17 protein-coding genes are annotated in these 24093 nt (G+C 69.9%); 9 read left to right on the top strand and 8 right to left on the bottom strand.

Going from position 1 to position 24093, the window contains the following annotated elements; all coding sequences use genetic code 11:
- Positions 1 to 67: 67 nt before the first annotated feature.
- The 7 genes from WME89_RS28750 to WME89_RS28720 form a co-directional block, all read right to left on the bottom strand.
- A complete protein-coding gene (locus WME89_RS28750) occupies positions 68 to 2317 on the bottom strand; it encodes a cyclic nucleotide-binding domain-containing protein (RefSeq protein WP_438002884.1) in 2250 nt (749 codons plus the stop codon).
- Positions 2318 to 2729: 412 nt separating this feature from the next.
- Positions 2730 to 3854, bottom strand: a complete 1125-nt coding sequence (locus tag WME89_RS28745; RefSeq protein ID WP_438002883.1) for an alpha/beta hydrolase family protein — start codon at positions 3852 to 3854, stop codon at positions 2730 to 2732.
- Between the two features lie 116 nt (positions 3855 to 3970).
- Positions 3971 to 4993: an alpha/beta hydrolase family protein gene (locus WME89_RS28740; protein ID WP_438002882.1), complete on the bottom strand. Its 1023-nt coding sequence runs from the start codon at positions 4991 to 4993 to the stop codon at positions 3971 to 3973.
- A gap of 112 nt (positions 4994 to 5105) precedes the next feature.
- Positions 5106 to 5522, bottom strand: a complete 417-nt coding sequence (locus tag WME89_RS28735; protein ID WP_438002881.1) for an Mpo1-like protein — start codon at positions 5520 to 5522, stop codon at positions 5106 to 5108.
- A 182-nt stretch (positions 5523 to 5704) separates the two neighbouring features.
- On the bottom strand, positions 5705 to 7954 hold the full coding sequence (locus WME89_RS28730; protein WP_438002880.1) for a cyclic nucleotide-binding domain-containing protein: 2250 nt from the start codon (positions 7952 to 7954) through the stop codon (positions 5705 to 5707).
- A gap of 359 nt (positions 7955 to 8313) precedes the next feature.
- The gene (locus WME89_RS28725; protein ID WP_438002879.1) at positions 8314 to 9114 is read right to left on the bottom strand and encodes a crotonase/enoyl-CoA hydratase family protein; all 801 of its coding nucleotides are present in this window, start codon (positions 9112 to 9114) and stop codon (positions 8314 to 8316) included.
- An 89-nt stretch (positions 9115 to 9203) separates the two neighbouring features.
- On the bottom strand, positions 9204 to 9971 hold the full coding sequence (locus tag WME89_RS28720; protein ID WP_438002878.1) for a patatin-like phospholipase family protein: 768 nt from the start codon (positions 9969 to 9971) through the stop codon (positions 9204 to 9206).
- Positions 9972 to 10406: 435 nt separating this feature from the next.
- On the opposite strand from WME89_RS28720, the gene WME89_RS28715 reads away from it, so the two are divergent.
- The 5 genes from WME89_RS28715 to WME89_RS28695 all read left to right on the top strand — a co-directional run bounded on the left by WME89_RS28715 (position 10407) and on the right by WME89_RS28695 (position 15339).
- Positions 10407 to 11195 (top strand): 1-acyl-sn-glycerol-3-phosphate acyltransferase, encoded by a 789-nt coding sequence (locus tag WME89_RS28715; RefSeq protein ID WP_438002877.1) that lies wholly within the window; start codon positions 10407 to 10409, stop codon positions 11193 to 11195.
- A gap of 91 nt (positions 11196 to 11286) precedes the next feature.
- On the top strand, positions 11287 to 12327 hold the full coding sequence (locus tag WME89_RS28710) for a zinc-dependent alcohol dehydrogenase (RefSeq protein WP_438002876.1): 1041 nt from the start codon (positions 11287 to 11289) through the stop codon (positions 12325 to 12327).
- A gap of 388 nt (positions 12328 to 12715) precedes the next feature.
- Positions 12716 to 13609 carry a ferritin-like domain-containing protein gene (locus WME89_RS28705; protein ID WP_438002875.1) on the top strand — a complete coding sequence of 298 codons (894 nt, stop codon included), beginning with the start codon at positions 12716 to 12718 and terminating at the stop codon, positions 13607 to 13609.
- Positions 13610 to 13674: 65 nt separating this feature from the next.
- On the top strand, positions 13675 to 14340 hold the full coding sequence (locus WME89_RS28700; RefSeq protein WP_438002874.1) for a hypothetical protein: 666 nt from the start codon (positions 13675 to 13677) through the stop codon (positions 14338 to 14340).
- Positions 14341 to 14427: 87 nt separating this feature from the next.
- A complete protein-coding gene (locus tag WME89_RS28695; RefSeq protein ID WP_438002873.1) occupies positions 14428 to 15339 on the top strand; it encodes a fatty acid desaturase in 912 nt (303 codons plus the stop codon).
- A 56-nt stretch (positions 15340 to 15395) separates the two neighbouring features.
- On the opposite strand, the gene WME89_RS28690 is transcribed toward WME89_RS28695, so the two are convergent.
- A complete protein-coding gene (locus WME89_RS28690; RefSeq protein ID WP_438002872.1) occupies positions 15396 to 16958 on the bottom strand; it encodes a serine/threonine-protein kinase in 1563 nt (520 codons plus the stop codon).
- Between the two features lie 361 nt (positions 16959 to 17319).
- On the opposite strand from WME89_RS28690, the gene rpsO reads away from it, so the two are divergent.
- From rpsO to WME89_RS28670, 4 genes are all read left to right on the top strand, one after another.
- On the top strand, positions 17320 to 17586 hold the full coding sequence (gene rpsO / locus WME89_RS28685) for a 30S ribosomal protein S15 (protein WP_438002871.1): 267 nt from the start codon (positions 17320 to 17322) through the stop codon (positions 17584 to 17586).
- A gap of 569 nt (positions 17587 to 18155) precedes the next feature.
- Positions 18156 to 20426: a polyribonucleotide nucleotidyltransferase gene (gene pnp, locus WME89_RS28680; protein ID WP_438002870.1), complete on the top strand. Its 2271-nt coding sequence runs from the start codon at positions 18156 to 18158 to the stop codon at positions 20424 to 20426.
- Positions 20427 to 20721: 295 nt separating this feature from the next.
- On the top strand, positions 20722 to 22149 hold the full coding sequence (gene pyk / locus WME89_RS28675; RefSeq protein WP_437617803.1) for a pyruvate kinase: 1428 nt from the start codon (positions 20722 to 20724) through the stop codon (positions 22147 to 22149).
- Positions 22146 to 24041 (top strand): serine/threonine-protein kinase, encoded by a 1896-nt coding sequence (locus tag WME89_RS28670; protein WP_438002869.1) that lies wholly within the window; start codon positions 22146 to 22148, stop codon positions 24039 to 24041. Before pyk ends, WME89_RS28670 begins: the two co-directional genes overlap by 4 nt.
- Positions 24042 to 24093: the final 52 nt, after the last annotated feature.

Here is a 24093-nt window from a genome sequence, read left to right as displayed (position 1 = left end):
CCTCCCCGGTGCCGCGCCTCGGGTGGATCTGCGCCACCCTCGACGCTGTCGACGCTGGCATCAAGCCTCAGAAATCGCGGTTCCGGCAGAACGCCGTGTACTTGTTCTTCACGGACTCGATGAAGGGCGGCAGCGTCGGCTGCACGTGCTCCACGATCTTGGCCGCGAGGTGGCTGTCCACCATGGTGAACTTTCCCATCGAGGGAGCCCACGTGATCTGGGCGGCGGTGGCCTGGCGATTGCCCGCCTCATGCATCAACAGGAACATCGCGCGCAGGCCGTCCTTCGTCCGCCCGAGCGGCGAGAGCTGGGAAAGGATCCGCGTGAGGCCTGACTTGTGGAGCTCGCGCGCCTGCCGGTTCGGCGGCGGGATCACGTTCGACGCGATGATGAAGTCGGCCCCTTCCTCGACGAGCGCGCTGACCGGCACGTTGTTGGCGATGCCTCCGTCCACGTACCGGGCCCCGTCCTGGATCTCGGGGATGATGAACGTCGGTATCGCGGTGCTGGCGAACATCGCGTGGACCGCCCGGCCGTGACGAAAGACCCGCGCCCTGCCCCGCTGGATATCGACCGCGACGGGGAGCGTCGGCAACGGCATGTCCTGAAGGTACTTGTGCGCGATGAGCTTCTTCTCGACCAGGCCTTCAAGGGGCTTTCGTGTGATCGGCGCGATCGCGTGCCAGATCGCGAAATCTTTCCCGAGCTTGACCATCGAGTCCAGCCCATCGAGCCCTCGGCTCGCGTAGGCGCAGGCGACCACGGCCCCGATGCTGGTCCCCGCGACCATATCGATCGGGATCCCCGCGTCGTGGAGCGCGCGCAGGAGCGCCACGTGCGCGTAGCCCCAGGCGGCGCCGCCGCCGAGGGCCACACCCACGACCTGGCGCGAGAGCGTCCGCGCGAGGCGCTGCAGCGCGGTGCGGTTCTGCGCTGGCAGCGACGTGTACAGCAGATCCGAGCCGGGCTTGCCGTCGACGACGAGCCGGATCGAGCCGCTCCGCACCATGTGCACGTCCTTCTCGCTGCCCGGCGAGCGCACCTCGATGTATTGCACCGGGGAGAGCTGGGGCGTCTCGATGGGGAACGGCTGCCGCAGGTCGTCGGTGAAGTAGACGGCCGAAGAGATGCGGTTGTCGATGATCTTGTCCCAGACGGGCTCCGCCAGCCAATCGAGCGCGCCCGGGGTGGTGGTGTACAGGACCAGGTACCTGTGGCCCATCCGCCGCGCGGCATCGTCCAGCACCTGGAGCGCGCGGGTCGGATCGCTCGGGATCCTGAGCACATTGTCCGTCGCGGTATCGGCCTTCTCGGGGGCGACCTCCAGGATGGCGACGTTCCTGTCCCCGGCGTCCGCGAACGCGGCCGGAATCAGGGCGGCGACGGAGCGGGTGGGGTACGGCGTGCGGTTCACCACGAGGACCAGATCCTGCGGCCTCGTCGCGGCCGCGGACGACCCCGATCGCGCCACGACGGCGCGGCGGAACGAGCCGCAGGCGCGGCGAAGCGCCTCGATGTCGATACGATTGATGGCGAGCGCCTCGGTGTCGCTCAGCGCCACGGCCGACTCCGTGCGCTTGCTCGAGGTGAGGAGATCCGAGTCGCCGAACACGGCACCTCGCCCGATGACGGTGATCTTCTCCACCTGGTCCTCTGGCACCAGGTGCTTCGCCTCCACCTCCCCGCTGACGACGAGGTAGCAGGTGTCCGCCGGCTCGCCCGCCTGATAGATCGTCGTCCCGGAGGGGAATTCGAGCAGCGTCATCTCCTGGAGGAGCCGATGACGGAGGACGGAGCTCGAGTTGCGGAACAGGGGAGCGTGCTGCAGGAGCTCGGCGAACTCCGCCAATCGCGCGCCGATCGAGAGGCGCTTGAGGAGCTGAGCGTGGAGCCCGGGTGCCTTGAGCTCCGCGCGTTGGAGCGCGTCCTTGTCCCAGCTCGCCACGAGCGTCTCGCGGCTCGTGGCGAACGAGTACATGTTCTCCTCGTCGAGGAGCACGCCGCCGCCGAAGACGCCCCCGCGGTTGTAGTTGAGCATGACCTCGCGCAGCGCCTCGCCCCAGAAGGCGTCCACGTCTCCTTTCAGGACGAGGAAGAGGCGCTCGGACCGCTCGCCTTCCCGCCCGATGAGGGTATCGGCGGCGATCCGCTCGATGCGCGCCGCGCGGAGCAGCGCGTCGACGTGCTGCTGGCTCAGCGCTCGAAAAGACGGAGAGATCGCGAGGACCTCCTGCAGCTCGGCCTGGTCCTTCGCGTCCACCGGTGTCGCTCGGACGCCGGGCTGTCCACCGTTCGCTGTCGTGGTTTGAAGCGTCATTACAGTAACCTCATGGGGTGTCGATTCAGACAAGGAGAGCGAAGGAGATCTCCTGTCGCCATCCGATGCTGCACTGCGTGGTGCACGCTACCGTAGCGCCGCCGACAGCCTCAAGGAAAATATCCTCGTGAGCCGACGTGATCGTCGCGTGTGTGCGACGCCTGGGCAAGTGTGCGAGATCGTGGAGAGTGACGAGCGTTCGAACATGACCGTCATGGACGAACGCGGCATCAGCAGGTACGTTCGTGCGGAAGCTCGGCCCTTCTTCCTTCGCAGATCCGGGCGTGTTCCCGGTGTCGTGGCTGAGGCGGCCGGAAGCGCTGCCCGCCGTGATGGAGGTGCTCTGTGTCTTCCCCGAGGGCACCGAAGGCGATGGCAAGTCCCTGGTGCAGGCGCTGCGCAGGGCTCCTGATCAGCGTCCTTTCTGGCTGCCCGCCCGACGTTCGATGAAGGACCAAAACCCCCGCAGCGCGCCCTCCGTCGCCGTGGGGGCGCGCCGAGCCGGCTGCGGTGCAGCGATCGCCCGGCGCAACCGCGCCATCGCCTCCACCGCGGCCCACCGTAGCGTCGGGCTGTGCTGTATCAGCGCCCCGGCGTGCCCGGTGAGCAGCCACCTGAGCTCGCTGCCCTTCCAGAGCTCGTGGAGCCGCTGCACCTCGTCCGGGACAACATAGCCATCGTGTCGCGCCCCGACGATCACCGCGGCCTCGGGACACCGGGGCACCGGGTGTCGATCGATGTCCAGCATCGCGACGTACTCGCCGATCTTCTGTCGGGCCCCGTCCGCGCCGCCCTCACCGCGCCCGAGGCGCTCGAACTCGACCGAGCGGGACAGGAGATCTCGCGTGAACACCGGCACCGCCGATCGGCCGGCGCAGAGGATCGCCGCGGCGAGCGGCCTCGGCCAGCGGGCCGCCACGAGCGCCGCCACGGTTGCGCCCATGCTGAAGCCGGTGATCCCGAGCTGGGTGTGACCGTTCGCGGCGAGCCACGCGAGCAGGGCCAGGCCTTCCTGCATCATCCCCATGCTCATGAGCATGAGCTCGGCGAACGTCCGGAGAGCGGTGCCCTGCTGGCCTGGAGGGCGACGGAGGCCGTAGAACGGGCTCTCGAGCAGGAGGGCCCCGATCCCCGTGGACTCCACCATCGGCCTGAGGAGGCGCGTGCGCGTGGCGAACCCTTCATCGCCAGACGCGGCGAGCATCACGTACATCGGCTGTTCGGGCGCGGGGCGCCGGACGCGCGGGGAGAGCTCGCGCACATGAGCGACGCGCGACGCCGGAGGGAGCTCGGCGATCGGCGAGCGAAAGGTGCCGTCACGGACCGAGAGATCTCCCACGACCCGCGGCGGCGCAGCCCAGGAGATGGCGATGGGCTGGGGTTGCGCTGCGAACCAAGCATCGGACACGCGCGACGCGATCTGCTCCGCGTCGCCGAACCCTCCCGTGAAGAGCCGGCGCCGGATCGAGGTCAAAGCGTGGAAGTGGTCGATCCAGTGAACAGAGCCCGTGTTCGTCGCAAGCAAGGTTGGCATCATCGTGGGATCCGTCGGAAAAGCACGTGCCGGCGTCGGTTCCATCGACCTCTGGTGGAGCGTGTCCACCAGCGCTCGACAGGGGATCGCCGCTCCTGCGGGGCGTCGGTCGCCTTCTGTCACCGCCGCGCCGATCGCTCTCCGGCGGTCGCCCGACCGAGGCGCTCCATCGCCTCCACCGTGGCCCGCCGCAGCGCCTCCGCGTGCCGCACCACCGCCCCGGCGTGGCCCGTCAAGAGCCACCGGACCTCGCTGCCCCTCCAGTGCTCGTGGAGCCTTTGCACCTCGTCCGCGGAGACATATCCATCGTGCCTCGCCCCGACGATCACGGCAGCGGCGGGGCACCGGGGCAGCGGGTGACGATCGAGATCGATCACCTCGATGTACCGGGCGAGCATTTGCCGGGCCTCCTCCGCGCCGCCATGGCCGCGGCCGAGCTGCTCGAAATCGACCCAGCGGGACAGGAGCCCCCGGACGAACACAGGCACCGACGAAAGGCCGGCGCCGAGGACCGCCGCGGCGAGCGGGCCGGGCCACCGAGCGGCCACGAGCGCCGCGATGGTCGCGCCCATGCTGAAGCCCGTGGTCCCGAGCTGGGTGTGCCCCCGCGCGGCGAGCCACGCGAGCAGGGCTCGGCCCTCGTCGATCATCCCGATCGTCATGAGCATCTGTTCGCCCACCGTCCGGACCACCGTGCCCCTCTGGCCCGGAGGTCGACGGAGGCCGTACAGCGGATTCTCGAGCAGGAGGGCCCCGATACCCGTGGACTCCACCACGGGCCGGAGCAGGTGCGTGCGCGCGGCGAACCCTGCCTCGCCGGTCGCGCCGAACACCACGTACATCGGCTGCTCGGCCGCGGGGCGAGCGACGCGCGGCAGGAGCTCGCGCACATGGGCGACGCGCGCCGCCCCCGGGAGATCTGCGACCGGCGAGCGGAACGTGCCGTCGCGCACCGCGAGGCGACCGACCACGCGCGGCGGCGCAGCCCAGGTGATCTCGACGGGCTGGGGGGCCGCTGCGAACCATTCGTCGGACATGCGCAGATGGATCCGCGCCGCCTCGCCGAAGCCCTCGACGAAGATCCGGCGCCGGCGCGAGGCCACGGCACACACCCGGTCGATCCAGTGGATGGGAGGATCCATTCGTGCGACGACGAAAATAGCTGAGCCGGAGAAGACCGCCAGAGAACAAGGGAGCTACGCCCCCATGGCTCCCTGGCCGTTCACATCGAATTCACGCGGGCAGGGCTCAGCGTCAGTTGACGCTCGCCTGCTCGCGATACGGCTCCGCCGCGACCTCCGTGACGGAGCTCCCGTTCGCGTGCTCCGGGCGTTTGCCGTCGCTGGCCATCGCCCGCTCGACCTCGGCGTCCATGGTTCCGTCGAGCATCTTCATGCACATGATGAAATCCGCCCGGAGCGACCAGAGCGGGTACTTGAAGGTCGCCGGCCGGTTCTTCTCGATGAAGAAGTGAGCGGCCCACGCGGGTCCGTAAGCAGCGAGGGGGACGAGGGGGAGGAGCGAGCGCCTCCGGAAGAGCAGCCCGCCGGCCAGGCACGCCATCGCGACCGTCGACCCGACGAAGTGCAGGGTGCGTGTCGTCTTGTGTGCGTGCTGCCGCACGTAGAACGGCCAGAAATCATCGAACGTCTTGATTCGCTCTTCATTCATCGGGGCGACCTCGCCGGCATAGAATGCCAGACCTTCAGGCAATTCGACAAGCCTGGCCTGCTCCGCCAGGGCGGACCCCGTGCCTCACGGCCGGGCGGGGGAGGGTGAGCTCGGCGCGCCTGGCCCGGGCGCGCCCTCGACGTCTCGCACAAGCTCGAGGCTGTCGACGTTGGCGTCAGGCCTCAGTAATCGCGGTTCCGGCAGAACGCCGTGTACTTGCGCTTCACGGAGTCGATGAAGCGCGGCAGCGTCGGCTGCACATGCTCCACGATCTTGGCCGCGAGGTGGCTGTCCAGCATGCCGAAATTCCCCATCGAGGGAGCCCATGTGATCTGGGCGGCGGTGGCCTGGCGATTGCCTGCCTCGTGCATCAACAGGAACATCGCGCGGAGGCCGTCCTTCGTCCGTCCGAGGGGCGAGAGCTGCGACAGGATCCGCGTGAAGTTGGATTTGTGGAGCTCGCGCGCCAGCCGGCTCGGCGGCGGGATCACGTTCGACGCGATGATGAAGTCGGCCCCTTCCTCGACGAGCGCGCTGACCGGCACGTTGTTGGCGATGCCCCCGTCCACGTACCGGGCCCCGTCCTGGATCTCGGGGATGAACAACGTCGGTATCGCGGTGCTGGCGAACATCGCATGCACCGCCCGGCCGTGACGGAAGACCCGCGCCCTGCCCCGCTGGATATCGACCGCGACGGGGAGCGTCGGCAACGGCATGTCCTGAAGGTAGTTGTGCGCGATGAGCTTCTTCTCGATCAACCCCTCCAGGGGCTTGCGCGTGATCGGCGCGATCGCGTGCCACAGCGCGAAATCGACCCCCAGCCTGATCATCGCGTCCAGCCCATCGAGCCCTCGGCTCCCGTAGGCGCAGGCGACCACGGCCCCGATGCTGGTCCCCGCGACCATGTCGATCGGGATCCCTGCTTCGTGGAGCGCGCGCAGGAGCGCGACGTGCGCGTAGCCCCAGGCGGCGCCGCCGCCGAGGGCCACGCCCACGACCTGGCGCGCGAGCGTCCGCGCGAGGCGCTGCAGCGCCATGCGGTTCTGCGCTGGCAGCGACGTGTACAGCAGCTCCGAGCCGGGCTTGCCGTCGACGACGAGCCGGATCGAACCGCTCCGCACCATGGGAGCGTCCTTCTCGCTGCCCGGCCCGCGCACCTCGATGTATTGCACCGGGGAGAGCTGGGGCGTCTCGATGGGGAACGGCTGCCGAAGGTCCTTCGTGAAATAGACGGCCGACGAGATGCGGTTGTCGATGATCTTGTCCCAGACGGGATCCCCCAGCCATGCGAGCGCGCCCGGGGTGGTGGTGTACAGGACCAGATACCGGTGGCCCATGCGCCGCGCGGCGTCGTCCAGCGCCTGGATGGCGCGCGTCGCATCGCTCGGGATCCTGAGCACGTCGTCCGCCGCGGCATCGGCCTTCTCGGGGGCGACCTCCAGGAGGGCGACGTCCTTCTCCGCGGCGTCCGCGAACGCAGACTGTATCAGGGACGCGACGGAGCGGGTGGGGTACGGCGTGCGGTTGACCACGAGGATCAGGTCCTGCGGCCTCTCCGCGATGGCGGACGACCCTGCCCGCGCTCCGACGGCGCGGCGGAACGAGCCGCAGGCGCGCCGGAGGGCCTCGATGTCGATGCGATCGATGGCGAGCACCTCGGTGTCGCTCTGCGCCACGGCCGTCTCCGTGCGCTTGCTCGAGGTGAGGAGATCCGAGTCGCCGAACACGGCACCTCGCCCGATGACGGTGATCTTCTCCACCTGGTCCTCCGGCGCCAGGTGCTTCGCCTCCACCTCGCCGTCGACGACGAGGTAGCAGGTGTTCGCCGGCTCGCCCGCCTGGTAGATCGTCGTCCCGGAGGGGAATTCGAGCAGCGTCATTTCCTGGAGGAGCCGGTGACGAAGGACGGAGCTCGAGTTGCGGAACAGGGGAGCGTGCTGCAGGATCTCGGCGAACTCCGCCAGCCGCACGCCGATCGAGAGGCGCTTGAGGAGCTGAGCGTGGAGCTCGGGCGCCCTGGCCTCGGCGCGTTGGAGCGCGTCCTTGTCCCAGCTCGCGACGAGCGTCTCGCGGCTCGTGGCGTACGAGTACGCGTTCTCCTCGTCGAGGAGCGCGCCGCCGCCGAAGACGCCTCCGCGGTTGTAGTTGAGCAGGACCTCGCGCAGCTTCTCGCCCCAGAAGGCGTCCACGTCTCCCCTCAGGATGAGGAAGAGGCGCTCGGACCTCTCGCCTTCCCGTCCGATGATGGTGTCGGCGGCGATCCGCTCGACGCGCGCCGTGCGGAGCAGCGCGTCGATGTGCTGCTCGCTCAGCGCTCGGAACGTCGGAGAGATCGCGAGGACCTCCTGGAGCTCGGTCTGCTCCTTTGCATCCACCGGCGTCGCTCGAGCGCCGGTCTGTCCACCGTTCACTGTCGTGGTCCGAAGCGTCATTGCAACAACCTCATGCGGGCCGATCACAGGGGAGGGGACCGCACGAGATCCCGTCTCACCAACCGATACTGCGTCGCGTGATTCACACTAACGTGGCGCGGCCGATATCCTCAAGGAAAATGAGCGGATGAGCCGACGCGGACGTCGCGTGTGTGCGCTGACCGGTCACAGGCGCGCGTCGCGCGTTTCGCGCGTTTCGCCTTCGCGTCTGCCGAGATGGACGCCCGCGCGAGCATCGCCGCCGTGGACGAACCTGGAGCCCCAGGCCTGTTCTCGCGCGCTGCTCACGGATGACGGATGACCCATGATCCGGGGGCAGCGCACGGCGCCCTGTACAGCGCCGTGCGGAGGGCTCCCGATCAACGCCCTTTGAAGTTGCCGGCGCGGCGCTCGATGAAGGACGCGAGCCCCTCCTGCGCGTCCTCGGTGGCCATCAGCTGCCGCAGCTCCGGCAGCAGCGCGTTCATCGCGGCGTTCTCGCCCTCGACGACGGCCGTGCGCGCCGAGCGCATCGTCGCCGCCACCGCGAGCGGCGCCTGCGCCGCCACGCGCTCCGCCAGCTCGATGGCCCTCGGCAGCGCCTGGTCCGGCTCCACGACCTCCTGCACGAGCCCGAGGCGGAGCGCCTCCCGCGCGTCGAACTCGTCGCCCGTGAGCAGCCAGCGCATCGCGTTTCCCCAGCCCGCCTCGGCGACGAAGCGCACGGTGGCGCCGCCGAAGGGCACGATGCCGCGCTTCACCTCGATCTGGGCGAACCGGGTGTCCGAGCTGGCCACGCGGATGTCGCAGGCGAGCATCAGCTCGATGCCGAGCGTGAGGCACAGGCCGCGCACGGCCACCACCACGGGCTTCAATCGGCCCTGGCCGTGGGTGCCCCACGGGTCGACCGCCTCCTCGGAGATGATGTGCTGTGCTTGCGCGAGATCCTGCGCGACGCTGAGCAGGTCGAGACCGGCGGTGAAATCGGGGCCGTGCGAGAAGACCACGCCACAGCGCAGCGCCGGGTTCCGCTCCAGCTCGGTGAACGCGTCGGAGAGCGCGACGATCATCTCCCGGTTGAACGCGTTCTTCTTCTTCGCGCGATTGATGCCCATGAGATGGAGCGGGCCGCGCACTTCGCGTGTGATGTAGCTTTCGGCGACGGACGTGGAATCAGACATGGGTACCCCCGGTCGGCTTTCGCCTTCCACTTGCTGAGACGGTTTGTTAAGGGTCCTGGATAAGCTGAGGTCTACGGTGGGCGATGGCCTCAGACCGGCGACTCGAGCGCTCGCCGGGCCATCGCGCGGGCGAGCTCGTAGGCGCGCGGCCCGTGCTCCAGCCGGAACGGCGATACGGGCGGCAGCGCCGGCTCGGTCAGCACGTGGAGGCCGGCGCGGGACGGCGGCTTGCTCTGCGCGCCGTCGATGACCGTCCACGGAGGCCGGACCGGCAGGTGGTGGAAGAGGACGCGCGCGTCGGGGCTGGCCGCGAGGATGCCGGGGCGGTCGGCGATGCCGCCGTCGAGGTAGCGGCGCCCGCCGATCGCGACGGGCTGAAACAGGACGGGCACGGCGCACGAGGCGCGGACCGCGGGCATCAGATCGCCGCCGTCGAGCACCACGCTGCGCCTGTGCGCCATGTCCCAGGCCACGAGCCGCACGGGAAAGCGGCAATCGGCGAAGGAGCGCACGCCTCTCGACGAGAGCGCGTCGTCGAGGAGCCGCTCCAGCAGCCGTCCGCGCAAGAGGCCCGGGCCCGGGCCGCGGCGGGAGAAGATGCCGAAGGTCGGATCGGGATCCCAGAAATCCTCTCGTCGCAGCGCGAACAGGCGAGCGCGCATGTCGTCGGCCGAGAGGCCGGCTCCCCACATCGCGGCGACCATCGCGCCGGCGCTCGAGCCCCCCGCGAGCGAGGGCGAAAGCCCCGCCTCCTCCAGCGCGGCCACGACGCCCACGTGGGCGAAGAAGCCGAAGAAGCCCGATGAGAGGATGAGCTCGAACGGCTCGCTTCTCAAGTGCTCAGCCAGCGTCGTCACGGGGGCATGCTACCGCAGCGCGTCGCGCAGCGCTACAGGTCCCGCCGCGACGCCGCTGGGCCTGTCAATCGGCCTCGCCGCGGCCTCGCCGCGGTCTCGGCGCCGCGCGGACAGCGCGGATAGCGCGGATGGCCAGCAGCCAGCGTGGATCATCGCGCGGATCACGGCTGTGGCATGCTGGCGAGCTGGGCGGCAGCTGAACGCCGCCTGAGCGCCGGCTGAGCGCCGCCTGAGCGCCGGATCGACGGCGAGTCGAGGGGAGGGGAGGTCACCTCCGACAGCTCCTGTCGCTCCGGCGCCTTCAAACCGAGCGTGAATGCGATTGACTTGGTTCTCTCGCAACGATACTGGTAGGGACACTCCCCACATTCCGCAGCGCGAGCGCTTACCTCAAGGAGTCTCTGTAGAATGGATCACACGGGACAAGAAATTACGATGTTCCCCCTGCGGCATCGGAACTTCAAGGCGTTGAAGAAGACGGTGTTCCCCGCGCTGCGATCGCTCATCGACCTGGGGTATTTCTCGCTGAGCGTGGAGGGCGCAGAGCACGTCCCGCGGAGCGGCCCGGTGGTTTACGCAGGAAACCACGCCGGGTGGTTCACGATTGACTCGTTCTTCGCGGCGCTCGCCGTGGCGGATCACGTGAGCTTCGATCGCATCCCCTGGGTCGCCGGCCAGGATCAGATGCTCATGATCCCGGAGCTCGGCCCCTTCTTCGCGGATTCAGGCGTGTTCCCGTCGTCGTGGCTGAGGAAGCCCGAGGCGCTGCCCCCCGGGATGGAAGTCCTCTGCGTCTTCCCCGAGGGGACCGAGGGCAACTGCAAGTCGTTCGTGCACGCGTACCAGATGCGAGAATGGAAGACGGGCTTTCTCCGCCTCGCCCTGGCGCGCGGCGCGAAGGTCCTGCCGGTGGCGGTCCTCGGCAGCGAGGAGTGCTTGCCCTCCATCGCGCCGATCCGCTTCCTGAAGCCCATCGTGGGGACGATCCTGCCGCTGCCGCTCTCCTGGATCCCGCTCCCGTCGCGGTGGAAGTTCATCTTTCATGAGCCCGTGGACGTCCAGGGCGCGCTGCCCGGCTTCGAGAGCGACGACCCCGAGACGCAGAAGCGGCGCCTCCGGGACCTCGCCGCGAGCATCCGGGAGACCGTGCAGCGCACGCTCGATCGAGAGGCAGCGGATCGCGGCCTCGTGCGCCTCTCGAAGCTCCTGAAGCAGTCCGGATGAGCCGCGGACGCCGCTCTGTCCCCGGGCCGCCCGCGACGACCTGAAACAACCCGACGACCATCGCCCGAGCGCGCGGGCACCGAGGAGGGGTATGCGTGTACTGAGCTACGTCAAGGCGGGACTGCTGGAGTGGCGAGAGGCGCCCGAGCCCCGCGTCGACGGCGATGGTGTGGCGATCGTCCGTCCGGTGGCGGCCAGCACCTGTGACGCGGACTGGGCGATCGTGGCCGGCAGGACGCCGCTGCCCGGTCCTTTCGCGCTCGGGCACGAGGCTGTGGCGGAGGTCGTGGCGATCGGCGACGGCGTGACCCGGGTCGCCGTGGGGCAGCTCGTCGTCGTGGCGTGGCAGATCTGCTGCGGCACGTGCGATCGCTGCGCGGCGGGGCTGACGGCCCAGTGCCGCGCGGTGCCGAGGGGCGCGATGTTCGGCTCGCCGCTGGGCGGCGATTTCGGGGGCCTCTTCTCCGATCTGGTGCGTGTGCCGTTCGCGGACGCGATGCTGGTTCCCCTGCCTGCCGGCGTCTCGCCCGAGGCGGTCGCCAGCGCCGGCGACAACCTCACCGACGCGTGGGTCGCGGCCAGCCGGGCGCTCGCGGCATGGCCGGGCGCCAGCGCGCTTGTCGTCGGCGGCTCCGGCGGCCTCGCGCTTTACGCGGTGCAGGCGGCCCTGTGCGCTGGCGCGTCCGCGGTCGATTACGTGGATCGCGACCCGGGACGGCTGGCGCTGGCCGCCTCCCTGGGCGCTCGGCCGATCGCGCGCGCCGAGGCGGCGGACCTCGGTGAATACCCCGTGGTGATCGAGTCCAGCGGAAACCCCGACGAGCTGCAGCGAGCGCTCCGCGCGACAGCGCCGGGGGGCACCTGCCACTCCAGCTCGATCTTCTTCGGCGACGTGCCGATGCCGCTCCTCGACATGTTCATGAAGGACATCTCCTTCCGCATCGGCCGCTGCAGCACGCGCCCCTTCATCCCGTCGGTGCTGCAGCTGGTCGCCGAGGGCAAGCTGCACCCGGAGCGCGTCACGAGCGCCGTGTTCCCCTGGGACGAGGCGCCCGCGGCGCTCTCCCAGCGGAGCACCAAGCCCGTGCTGGTGCGCCCCGCCGTCCTCGGCGGCGCTGCGCAGGGCGCCTGAACAGCGGGACTCCACCATGGGCCGGAGGAGGCGCGTGCGAGGCGGACCCTTCCCGGCCTGACGCCGCGAGCACCACGTACCTCGGCTGATCGGCCGCGGGCGCCGGGCGCGTGTACGTGGTCAATCCAGTGAACAGAGCCCATGGTCGCCGTGAGGTGAGCACCCGGGTGCGATCCCCTGCGTACGTCCATACCGGCACCGCCGGTGCCGCGGCGAAGGGCGACGCCGACGCGGTGCGCTCAGATAGATGGCGGAAAATCGGGCAATCGTGTATAAAAGCGCACCGGGGCGCGGTGCGACACCCCATCGAGAGCGCAGCATCGCACGGGTCGACGCGGCAGTCACCATTTCCTCACGCGGATCGTTGAAGGAGAACATGATGGATCAAGTGGAAACGCCTCTGGTGATGCCCGAGCGCGCCTGGCTGAAGAGCATCGATTTCGGTGCCGTCGATGCTGCGCAGGTCTCGCAGGACCCTCTCCTGTTCTCCCTGCTCGCGACGGCCTCCTTCACGGAGACGACGTCCCACGTCTACACGCGGAACCTGGTCGAGTACTACACGGGCGAGTCGGAGATCGTGCGCTGGCTCAAGGAAGAATGGGAGCCGGAGGAGCTGCAGCACGGGCGCGCGCTCCGGTCGTATGTCCAGACAGTATGGCCCGACTTCGATTGGGAGCGGGCCTACGCCGCGTTCTTCGCCGAATATTCACGGCATTGCAGCATGGATGGGATGCAGCCGACGCGCGCCCTGGAGATGGTCGCTCGCTGCGTGGTGGAGACCGGCACCTCGACCTACTACCGCGCGGTCCACGAGTACGTGGGTGAGCCGGTGCTGCGGCAGATCGCCGCCAACATCAGCCGAGACGAGGCCCGTCACTACAGCCACTTCTACAACTTCTTCCGAGGGCTCGATGAGCGCGAGAAGAACAGCCGGACGGCCATCCTGAGGACGATCTTCCGCCGGCTCGCGATGATCCGCAAGGACGACGGCTACATCGCGTTCCGCCACGTGTTCAAGGTCCGCTTTCCGGAGACCCCGTTCACGAACGCGCACTACATCCGTTTCAACGACCAGATGCGGTCGATGTACCGCACCTTCTATCCGTTCCCGATGGCGAGCCGGATGCTCGTCAGGCCGCTCGGCCTCCCGCCCCGCCTCGAGCGCGCAGCCGCGGCCGCGGTCGCGCGCGGCGGGAACGTGGTGGCGCTCGGGATGGTCGCCTCGACGGCCATCACGTTGATGCTGGAAGGCGAGCCGGACGCGGCGATGGCCGCAGCGTGACATCAGTGACGTCGATCACGTCAGCTACCCTGAAGACAGGAGCCCCGCGAGTGAAAAAGAACGCCATGAACCCTGTCCAGCAGCGACTCCTCTGGGTGGTCCCGTCGCTGCTGATGGCCGTCCATTTCCTTTACTGGCCGCTCGTGCGAGGGACGAGCGTCGCGTTCCCCGTGTTCGTCGCCGTCATCCCGTTCCTGTTCGGGCTGCTCATGGTGGGGACCGCCACGCGGATCTGGCACCTGTGGTCCTGGACGATCCCGATGCCGCACGTGTGCTTCCTCTGGGCGTCCTACACGACGCTTGGCCCCCTGGTCCTCAACGACACCATCTCCATGCCGTTCAGCGCGATGGGCGTCGTGAAGATGAGCCTCCTGACGGGGTTCATCAGCGCGGTGACCGGGACCGTGATCGACACGATCAGCATGGATGAGCGCCTCTTGACGGTGCACAGCCGCGTGGCGGCGCTGGGCGTCGGCACCGTCAAGACGGTCATCTCGTACAGCTTCCTTTTCTTCGGCGCCTTCGGCCTCTTCATCGGGCCGATCACGAAGGTGGGACACTACTACCTGGTGGAGCTCGGCGACACGAGCCGGATCTGGCTGCTCATCGTGCTGACCATCTTGCCGACCTGCGCGATGTTCCTGGCCTACTTCGCCCTCGCGTCGAACCCGCGCGGCGCGCCCGACGCGCTGGCCGCGAAGCAGCAGCCCGACAGCGCCGGCTCCTCCTGAGCGTCGCGCCCGTGTCGTGCAGGTGAGCGCTTCAGGTTCGTCGCGACGTCCCGGAGCAGTGAGACGAGGAGCGACGCTCGGAGGGTTGTGACCACGGCAAAAACGTCCTTCGCACTGGCGCAGTCCCTCTCCCGGGAAGCCGGCGAGCCCTCGGCCCCCGGCGACGGGCCAGGCGAGGCCTCGCTCTTCAAGGTGCCTCGCGTCGCCTGGGGCACGGTCGCGCTGTTCGGCGGCCTGTTCACCGGGTGGAGCGTGGCGCTGATCGGAGGGGTGCTGGGGTGGCTCCCCCCTCCCGCGGCCATGGCGCTCTCGGGCGCGAGCGTCTTCGCCGCGTTCACGGTGATGCACGACGCCTCGCACAGCGCCGTGTCGCGCGTCCGCTGGCTGAACTCTCTGCTCGGCCACGCGAGCGCCAGCCTCCTGTTCCTGACGTTCGTCCACTTCAAGAACGTCCACCTGCGCCACCACCGCTTCACGGGCGATCCGGAGCGGGACCCGGACCGCTTCACCGGCGAGGGGCCCTCGTGGACGCTGCCCCTCCGCTGGGCGACGGCGGACGTGCACTACGCCCTCGCCTACGAGGCGCCCGAGGGCGGCATGTCGAAGCGCGACGCCCGCGAGACATGGCTCTCGCTCGCGGTCGTCGCGGCGATCGCGCTCGGGCTCTGCCTGTCAGGGCACGCGATCGACTTCGTCCTCTTCTGGCTCCTGCCGGCGCGGGTCATGCTGTTCTGGCTCGCCTACAGCTTCGACTACGTGCCCCACCAGCGGCCCCACTGCCGGTCGCGAGACGAGAGCCCTTATCTCGCCTCGTTCGTCGTCGGTGGACGCGCGATGACCGTGCTGATGCTGTGCCAGAACTACCACCTCGTACACCACCTCTACCCGTCGGTGCCGTTCTACAGGTACCCGCAGATCTGGCGGGACCGCCGCGCGGTGCTCCTGGCCCGGGGGGCCCGGCTCGTCCGGCTCTTCGCGCGCCCGCGCCCGGCCCCGTGACCGTCGCGCCGCGCGTCGCGGCGTCGAACCAGCGAATTCGCTCTTGACGCCGCGGCTCAGCGCTGCTCGCTGCGGAGCAGCAGGTACGCGCCGGCGGCCGCGACCGCGCCGATCCCGAACAGCACGACGTCCCACATGGGCCACGCGACGCCGGCCGCGCGCCGGAGCACGACGGCCTCGACGACCCGCACGAGCAGCGACGCGAAGCCGTACGCGCACAGCCCGACGACGACCGGCCGGCGCAGGTTGTCGGAGAGATCGACGGCCTTCATGCTGTTGTTCCACACGCTCCGGCGCACGTGGCGCGCGCCGATCAGCGCGGGGGTGATCAGCGCGAAGCCGATGCCGGACGCGAGCAGGACCGCCTCGAGGCCCGTCAGGTTGTCGGTGACGCCGCCGCCGCGCGAGAGGCGGATGATCGCGGTCACCAGCGTGATCAGGCTGCCGGCGACCCAGAACAGGCCGAGCAGCGAGAGCAGCAGGATGAGCGGCCTCGCCATGCTCACCTGCTGCGCCTGGCGGAGCTGCATCGTCGGCGCGGCGCGCGGCGCCGACGGCAGCGACGTGCGCGGCCCGGCCAGGCCGGGGGAGGTCGGCTCCCTCGGCTCGGGCTCGTTCGAGTCGTAGAGCCCGAGCTCCGCGTCGAACTCCTCCATCGTCTGGTAGCGGTGGTGGGGCTCCTTCGCCATGGCGCGCTGGATGATCATCTCCAGCGGCTCGGGGATGCTCGGCTCGAGCGAGCGCGGGCGCGGCGGGTCCTCGGTGAGCACCGCGGTGAGCGTCGCGGTCGGATCGTTGCGGTCGAACGGGCGGCTGCCGGTGAGCGCGCAGTAGAGGATCGCGCCGACGGCGTAGATGTCCGCGCGGTGATCGACGCGCTCGCCGCGGGCCTGCTCCGGCGCCATGTACGACGGCGTGCCCATGATCATGCCGGTCTGCGTGAGCGCGGCGCCCGGCGCGTCGTCGACCTTGGAGATGCCGAAGTCGATCACCTTGGCCGTGGGCATCGTGAGGTCGCCGGTGAGGAAGACGTTCTCCGGCTTCATGTCGCGGTGCACCACGCCCTTCGCGTGGGCCGCGGAGAGCGCCTTGCAGATCTGCCGCACGATGCGCACGGCGGGCCCGATCTTCATCTTGCCGACCTCGTTGAGGTAGTCGGCGAGCTCCTTGCCCTCGAGGAACTCGTTGACGAGGAACGGCCGCCCCTCCGCGGTGCGGTGGACGTCGAAGACGGTGACCACGTACGGGCTCTGCACTGCAGCCGCGGCCTCGGCCTCGCGCTGGAAGCGCGAGATCACCTGCGGCTGCCGCGCGAACTCCGGGTGCAGCATCTTGATGGCGAAGCGCTTGCTCGCGATCCGGGTGTGGCGCGCCTCGTAGACGCGCCCCATGCCGCCCTCGCCGACGACGCGCACGACCGTGTACGTCTCGTTCAGCGTCTTGCCGACGAGATCGTCGCGGAGCGCGTCGTCCTCCGACTCGTCGAGCGTCGTTGCGTCGCGTGGACACACCCTGAACTCGGCCGGGTACCGGACGCCGCAGGTGGGGCAAACCTTCGGGGTCGCGTTGTCGCTCCCGGGGGTCGGGAGCGAGCTGGCCGAGGTGGAGAGGCTCGTCATCGCGGTCGCGATATGCAGGTCCGACTGCGAGCCGCGTGCGTCCGACTGCGGTCGGGACTGCGGTCGGGAAGCTTCTTCAGGGGGCCGGATGGTGCCGGGCATCGCTGACCGAGGGTAGCCAATCGGCCGTTCTGGGGGTGACAAATCGCGCGGCCATGTCGACTGCGTTGACGGACGCGTTGACGGACCGGTGCGCCTGCGTATACTCGCGCGCTCCTCTGCTCACTGGCCTGAACTTCGTGGGCTCCCGCCGCTCCGGGCGTGGGCTCGCCTTCAGGCGTCGCTTGGCCATTCGCTGGCGCGTCGGACGCGCCGGCCCGGACGCTCGGCAGCGCACCGGAAAGGCCATGGAGAGCCAGCCATGCTGCATTCTGTTCAGAAGACGGACATCATCACGAAGTACGCGATCCACGACGGGGACACCGGGTCGCCCGAGGTCCAGATCGCCCTCCTCAGCGAGCGGATCAACCAGCTGCAGGAGCACTTCCGCACGCACCAGAAGGACCACCACTCCCGCCGGGGCCTGCTGAAGCTGGTGAGCCACCGCCGCCGGCAGCTGGACTACCTGAAGCGCGTCGACATCGAGCGCTACCGCAACCTCATCAACCGCCTCAACCTCCGCAAGTAACGCATCGCCCGGGCCCCGCGCGCCGGTCCCGCCGGCGCGCCGCGCTTCGACGGCGCCTCGCCAGGCCAGCCTCCGAGCAAGCCTCGGGAAAGCCTCCGGAGAGCCTCCGGAAGGGCAGCGCGGCGCTCGACGTGCCCTGCGCATCGCCCCCGACCGCCGGGCTTGCCCGCCCATCCTGCCGCGCTGCCCTGCTGCAACGCGTTGCGGCAGTCCGTTCCAGGTCGCTCCTGGATCCCTCCAACCGCCGTCATTCGCCCTGGGTTGCTCGATTCGTTTGGGCTCCACCGGACCCTTCCGTTCGGGAGGTTTCGCGGCGCGCACCCCTGAACGTCTGCTTTTTGCGCTGGCGAGAGCGGAGCGGACGCTCTAAGGAGGTCGTTCACTGACCATGGAACGGCGGGGCGACCGGCCTCGTGGTTCCCGAGCGCGGGCTCCGCGCGTCTTCGTCTTCGCTTCGTGCGCAGCAGCCCGGCTCCTGCGCAGGGACCGAGGAAGAAGAGCAGCCCCTCGCGCTCGGCGTAGCGCCGCACGCAGCGGCCCTTGCGAACGCGAGAGAGAGCTGAAATCCAATGTTTGTTCGTGAATCCGTCATGGTGGGCGGCCGTGCCCTCACCCTCGAGACCGGCCGCCTGGCCAAACAGGCGCACGGGGCCGTCCTCGTCACCTACGGCGATACCATGGTGCTCGTCACCGCCGTCTCCCAGGACGAGCGGCCGGGCCTCGACTTCTTCCCACTCACCTGTGAGTTCGTCGAGAAGACGTACGCCGCCGGCAAGATCCCCGGCGGCTTCTTCAAGCGCGAGGCGCGCCAGCGCGAGGAGGAGATCCTCTCGAGCCGCCTCATGGACCGCCCGCTCCGCCCGCTCTTCCCCGAGGGCTTCAAGCGGGACACGCAGATCATCGCGACCGTCCTCTCCAGCGACAAGCAGAACAAGGCGGACGTCCTCGCCCTCACGGGCGCGAGCGCCGCGCTGCACATCTCGGACATCCCCTGGCAGGGGCCGGTCGTGGGCGTGCGCGTGGGCCGGCTCGACGGCGAGTTCGTCGCGTACCCGACGGTCGCGGACATCGAGCGCTGCGACATCGATCTCGTCGTCGCCTGCTCGCGCGACGCGATCGTGATGGTCGAGGGCGGCGCCGCGGAGGCGACCGAGGCCGAGATCATCGACGCGCTGATGTTCGCGCACGAGACGGCGCAGCCCGTCATCGATCTGATCGAGAAGATGCGCGCCGCGGTGGGCAAGCCGAAGCGCGAGTTCGTCGCCCCGGCGCTGCCGGACGACGTGAAGCAGCGCGTCGCCCAGATCGTCGACCAGGACCTCAAGGCCGCGACGAAGGTGACCGACAAGAAGGCGCGCTACGACGGCTACAGCGCGCTCAAGAAGAAGCTGACCGAGACGCTGGCCGCCGAGCTCGGCGCCGAGAAGCTCCTGCCGATCCAGGGGCTCGTGAAGGCCGAGTTCGAGGAGCGCAAGGCGCACGTCGTCCGCACCTACGTGATCGAGGAGGGCCGGCGCATCGACGGCCGCGACGGCAAGACCATCCGGCCGATCATGTGCGAGGTGGGCCTGCTCCCGCGCGTGCACGGCAGCGCCCTGTTCCAGCGCGGCGAGACGCAGGCGATCGTCACGACGACGCTCGGCACCTCGACCGACGAGCAGAAGATCGACGGCCTGATGGGCGAGACGTGGAAGCGCTTCTACCTCCACTACAACTTCCCCCCCTTCTCGACCGGCGAGACGAAGCCGCTGCGCGGCCCCGGCCGCCGCGAGATCGGCCACGGCGCGCTCGCCGAGCGCGCGATCTCCCGGATGATCCCGGCGCCGGATCAGTTCCCCTACACGATCCGCATCGTGTCGGAGACGCTGGAGTCGAACGGCTCGTCGTCGATGGCCGCGGTGTGCGGCGGGTGCCTGTCGCTCATGGACGCGGGCGTGCCGATCAAGTCGCCCGTCGCCGGCATCGCGATGGGGCTCATCATGGAGGGCCAGCGCTACGCGGTGCTCTCGGACATCCTCGGCGACGAGGATCACCTCGGGGACATGGACTTCAAGGTCTGCGGCACGGCGCGCGGCGTGACCGCGATCCAGATGGACATCAAGATCGCCGGCCTGAGCCGGCAGATCCTGATGCAGGCGCTGGATCAGGCGCGCGAGGGGCGGATCCACATCCTGAACAAGATGCTGGAGACGCTGCCGACGACGCGGCCCGAGCTCAGCCAGTACGCGCCGCGGATCACCACGGTGCGCGTGAAGCCCGACCAGATCCGGCTCATCATCGGCCCCGGCGGCAAGACCATCAAGGGCATCGTCGACCAGACCGGCGTCGCGATCGACGTCGAGGACGACGGCACGGTGAACGTCGCGTCGGCCGACTCCGAGGCGGTGAGGAAGGCGCTCGACATCATCAAGGGCCTGACGGCGGAGCCCGAGGTCGGGGCGACGTACAAGGGGACCGTCAAGCGCATCACCGACTTCGGCGCCTTCGTCGAGATCCTGCCGAACACCGACGGTCTGCTGCACATCTCCGAGATGGCGCACACGCGCGTCGAGCGCGTGGAGGACGTCCTCAAGGAGGGCGACTCGCTCGACGTGAAGGTGCTGAGCGTCGATCGCGACGGGAAGATCCGGCTGAGCCGGCGCGAGCTGCTCCCGCTCCCCGAGGGCGAGGAGGGCGAGCGGGCGCGCGAGCGCATGGCGCAGTCGCGCGACGCCGGCCCGCCGCCGCGGCGCGATGGGCCCGGCGGAGGGCGCGGCGGCGACCGCGACCGCGGATCGCGGCCCGGCATGGAGCGCGACCGCGGCGGACCGCCGCGGGAGCGCCGCGAGCGGCGGTCCTAGTCACAGGCTCTCCAGGCAGGGGGAGGCGATGCCGCGCTGCGGCGCGCCGCTGGGCCTCCCCCTCGCTCACTCCCGTCACGAAGATCACCTGATCCGCAGCGATTTGCGGCCATTCGCGGCGATCGCTGCCCGCGCGCGGACCTGCGCGCCCGGCTGCTGCGTTGACGCGCGCGGGCGCGCCGCGCGTCGCGCCTGGGCCCTCCATCCAGCCGCTTTGTTGGAATCCGATGAAGTCCGCATGGCTCGTTCACAATCAGGGTAGTGTCGAGACCCCTGCTCGTGGCATGCTCCGCCCGTGCTCGTACGCAGAGCGAAAATCGTCTGTACAATTGGCCCTTCGTGTGACTCTCAAACGACGCTGGAGCAGCTTATCCGCGCCGGTATGGATGTCGCTCGACTCAACTTCTCTCACGGCTCGCATGAGGATCATGGCAAAGCAATCGCCACGGTCCGTGCGGCTGCGGAGGCCTGCGGAAAGCCAGTGGCTATCCTGCAGGACCTCTGCGGCCCGAAGATCCGAGCCGGTCGCTTCCCCGGCAACACCTTCGAGGTCGCTGACGGGGCTTCCGTTTGGCTGGTAGAAGCGAACAAGGACAGCCCTGTCGCGACGCCGGGCGAGATCCCGATCCTCTATGAGGGGCTCGCCTCCGACCTGCAGCCGGGCGACGTTGTCCTGATCGACGACGGCCGCGTCGTCGTCACCGTCACCAAGGTCGACGGGGACCGCGTCCAGGCCGGCGTGACGCAGGGCGGACGCCTGCGCGATCGCGTCGGCGTGCACCTGCCCGCCAGGCGCGTGCGCATCTCCTCCCTCACCGAGAAGGACAAGGCCGACCTGAGCTTTGGCCTCGCGCAGGGTGTCGATTACGTCGCCCTCTCGTTCGTGCGCAACGCGGACGAGGTCCGGCACGTGCGCGACATCTGCGAGGCGTGGGGCAGGCCGACGCCGATCGTCTCCAAGATCGAGACGCCAGGCGCCATCGACAACCTCGAGGCGATCATCCTCGCCTCGGACGGGGTCATGGTGGCGCGCGGCGATCTCGGCGTGGAGTTCAACCCCGAGCGCGTGCCGATCATCCAGCGCGAGATCCTCGGCCTCGCCCGCGTGCACCAGAAGCCGGTCATCGTCGCGACCGAGATGCTCCAGTCGATGGTGACCGCGACGCGCCCGACGCGCGCCGAGGCGAGCGACGTGGCGACGGCCGTCTTCGACGGCACCGACGCGGTGATGCTCTCGCAGGAGACCGCGACCGGCGCGCACCCGCCGCTCGTCGTGCGGATGATGGCGCGCATCGTCACCGAGGCGGAGCAGAGCTCGTTCTACCGCTACCTCTCGAGCGAGCAGCCCGGCCAGCGCGCCAACGTCCCCGAGGCGACCGCGCGCGCCGCGTGCGACATCGCGAAGGACATCGGGGCGAAGCTCATCATCGCGTTCACCGAGAGCGGCCTCACCGCGCGGTACGCGTCGAAGGCGCGCCCCGTGGTGCCGATCGTCGCCTTCTCGCCGAACGACACGACGCGCCGGCGGCTCGCGCTGCTCTGGGGCGTGGTGCCGTTCCCCGTCGACGCGCTCCGGAACTCGGACGAGATGGTCGAGCGGGCCACCGGCCAGCTGCTCGCGAGCGGCCTCGTCTCGCCGGGCGACAAGCTCGTCACCATCTTCGGCGCGCCTGTCGGCGTCTCGGGGTCAACCAACACGATTCGGGTGAAGGTTGTTGAATGAGCCTGCCCGCCCGCGATAGGGGCTCGACGGGCGAGCAGGATCCCACCTCCAGGAACGCGGGCGCAGAAGGCCTCCCGAAGCTCGACAAGTACGAGCTGATCGAGGAGATCGGCCATGGCGGCATGGCCACGGTCTACCGCGCCCGCGATCCGCGGCTTCGACGTGAGGTCGCGGTCAAGATCATCCACAGACACCTCCGGGAGAACGCGGAGGTCGGCACCCGCTTCGTCGCCGAGGCGCGCGCGGCGGCGAAGCTGCGCCACCCCGGCATCGTCGAGGTCTACGACGTCTCCAGCGAGCAGGACCGCGAGCGCTACCTCGTCGTCGAGCTGCTCCGCGGCGCCACGCTGCGCAAGATCCTGAGCGACCACCGCGACATGCCGGCCGAGATCGGCGCCGCCGTGGTGCTCGAGCTCTGCGACGCGCTGGAGCACGCGCACGCGTCGGGGATCATCCACCGCGACGTGAAGCCCGAGAACGTGCTGGTCGAGCTGCCGTGCGATCGCGCGGGCGCCAGCTGGGACGGCGCCGGCGTGGTCATCAAGCTGACCGACTTCGGCATCGCCAAGCTCCTCGATGCCCAGGGCGTCACCTCGACCGGGCAGGTGCTCGGGTCGCCGGCGCACATGGCCCCGGAGCAGATCGAGGGGGGCGAGGTCGACCCGCGCACCGACGTCTTCGCGCTCGGGGTGCTGTTCTACGAGTGCCTCGTCGGGCACCTGCCGTTCGAGGGCAAGAACCCGGCGCAGGTGCTCCGCAAGGTGCTCGAGGGGGCCTACCCGGAGGCCGACCGCGAGCGGCCCGCCGTGGGCGCGCGCTGGAGCCGGATCGTCGCCGGGGCCCTCGCGCACGACATCGCGGCCCGCGCCGCGAGCCCGAGGGCGCTCGCCGAGCTCATCCGGGCCGAGCTCACGGAGCTCGGCGTCGTGGAGCCGCGCGTCGAGCTCGCCGCCTACTTCGCCGACCCGCCGGGCTACACGGAGCGGCACGTGGCGCGGCTCGTCCCGCGGCTCGTGGCGCGCGCGGAGGCCGGGCGCAAGCGCGGCGACGTGCCGGGCGCGGCCGCCGACTACAACCGCGCCCTCGCCCTCGCGCCGGACGATCTCACGATCCTCAAGCGGATCGCGAAGCTCAACGCGAGCCGCAGCCGGCGGGCGCTCGCGCGGCGTGCGCTCGGCGTGGCGCTCGGGTCGGTGGCGCTCGGCGTCGCCGCGTTCGCGATCGCCCGCGCGCTCCGCGAGCCGCCGCCGCAGGTGGACGCGCCCGCGGCGGTCGAGCCGCCCCCGGCGCCGCTCGACGCGCTGATCCCGCTGCCGAACCTGCGCGCTGTCGCGCCCAGCGCCACGGACGCGGCCGTCGCGCCGCGCCCCCGCTCGCGGCCCCAGCCGGCTCCGGTGACGCCCGCCGCGCCGCCGGCCGAGGCCTCGGACGTCCGCGATGTCGCCTTCCAGATCGTCCCGAGCGGCGCCAAGCTGCTGATCGACGGCGTCGAGATCAACTGGTTCGGCGCGAACAAGGTCACGTCGCTCAAGGTCGGCGCCCACAGCGTCCACATCAGCGTGCCGAGCTCGCGGTGCTGCAAGCCGTACTCGGGCGTCATCTCGGTCGTCGCGCCCAAGGCCGGCGTCACCGCGCCGCAGCGGATCGTCCACAAGCTGGAGATCCTGCCCAGCACGGTGGTCCTGAGCGGCGCGCCGCCGAGCGGGCAGTACGCGTGCCCGCAGATCGGGCTCATCGGCTATGCGGGCAGCCCGCAGACCGTGACCTTGAGCGACGTGTTCTGGAGCGGGCGCTGCATGTTCACGCCCCCGACGCCGGGCGCCGCGCCGCGCGTCGGCAACGTGACGCTCGTGGCCGGCGAGTCGAACACCGTTTCCTGGCCGTCGGGGTGAAGGCATCGCCTTCATTCCGGCGTCCGCTCGTGAAATCTCAGCATCCCCGGCG

The sequence above is a fragment of the Sorangium sp. So ce321 genome, assembly GCF_051530195.1.
GTDB lineage: Bacteria > Myxococcota_A > Polyangia > Polyangiales > Polyangiaceae > Sorangium.
This window is presented reverse-complemented; position numbering and strand designations above follow the sequence as displayed.

Coding starts and splice junctions, on each gene's coding strand:
- WME89_RS28725 (WP_438002879.1), bottom strand. CDS start 9,114: ATGTCTGATTCCACGTCCGTCGCCGAAAGCTACATCACACGCGAAGTG.
- WME89_RS28690 (WP_438002872.1), bottom strand. CDS start 16,958: ATGACGAGCCTCTCCACCTCGGCCAGCTCGCTCCCGACCCCCGGGAGC.
- WME89_RS28710 (WP_438002876.1), top strand. CDS start 11,287: ATGCGTGTACTGAGCTACGTCAAGGCGGGACTGCTGGAGTGGCGAGAG.
- WME89_RS28735 (WP_438002881.1), bottom strand. CDS start 5,522: ATGAATGAAGAGCGAATCAAGACGTTCGATGATTTCTGGCCGTTCTAC.
- WME89_RS28750 (WP_438002884.1), bottom strand. CDS start 2,317: ATGACGCTTCAAACCACGACAGCGAACGGTGGACAGCCCGGCGTCCGA.
- pnp (WP_438002870.1), top strand. CDS start 18,156: ATGTTTGTTCGTGAATCCGTCATGGTGGGCGGCCGTGCCCTCACCCTC.
- WME89_RS28700 (WP_438002874.1), top strand. CDS start 13,675: ATGAACCCTGTCCAGCAGCGACTCCTCTGGGTGGTCCCGTCGCTGCTG.
- WME89_RS28745 (WP_438002883.1), bottom strand. CDS start 3,854: ATGATGCCAACCTTGCTTGCGACGAACACGGGCTCTGTTCACTGGATC.
- WME89_RS28715 (WP_438002877.1), top strand. CDS start 10,407: ATGTTCCCCCTGCGGCATCGGAACTTCAAGGCGTTGAAGAAGACGGTG.
- WME89_RS28740 (WP_438002882.1), bottom strand. CDS start 4,993: ATGGATCCTCCCATCCACTGGATCGACCGGGTGTGTGCCGTGGCCTCG.
- rpsO (WP_438002871.1), top strand. CDS start 17,320: ATGCTGCATTCTGTTCAGAAGACGGACATCATCACGAAGTACGCGATC.
- WME89_RS28730 (WP_438002880.1), bottom strand. CDS start 7,954: ATGACGCTTCGGACCACGACAGTGAACGGTGGACAGACCGGCGCTCGA.
- WME89_RS28670 (WP_438002869.1), top strand. CDS start 22,146: ATGAGCCTGCCCGCCCGCGATAGGGGCTCGACGGGCGAGCAGGATCCC.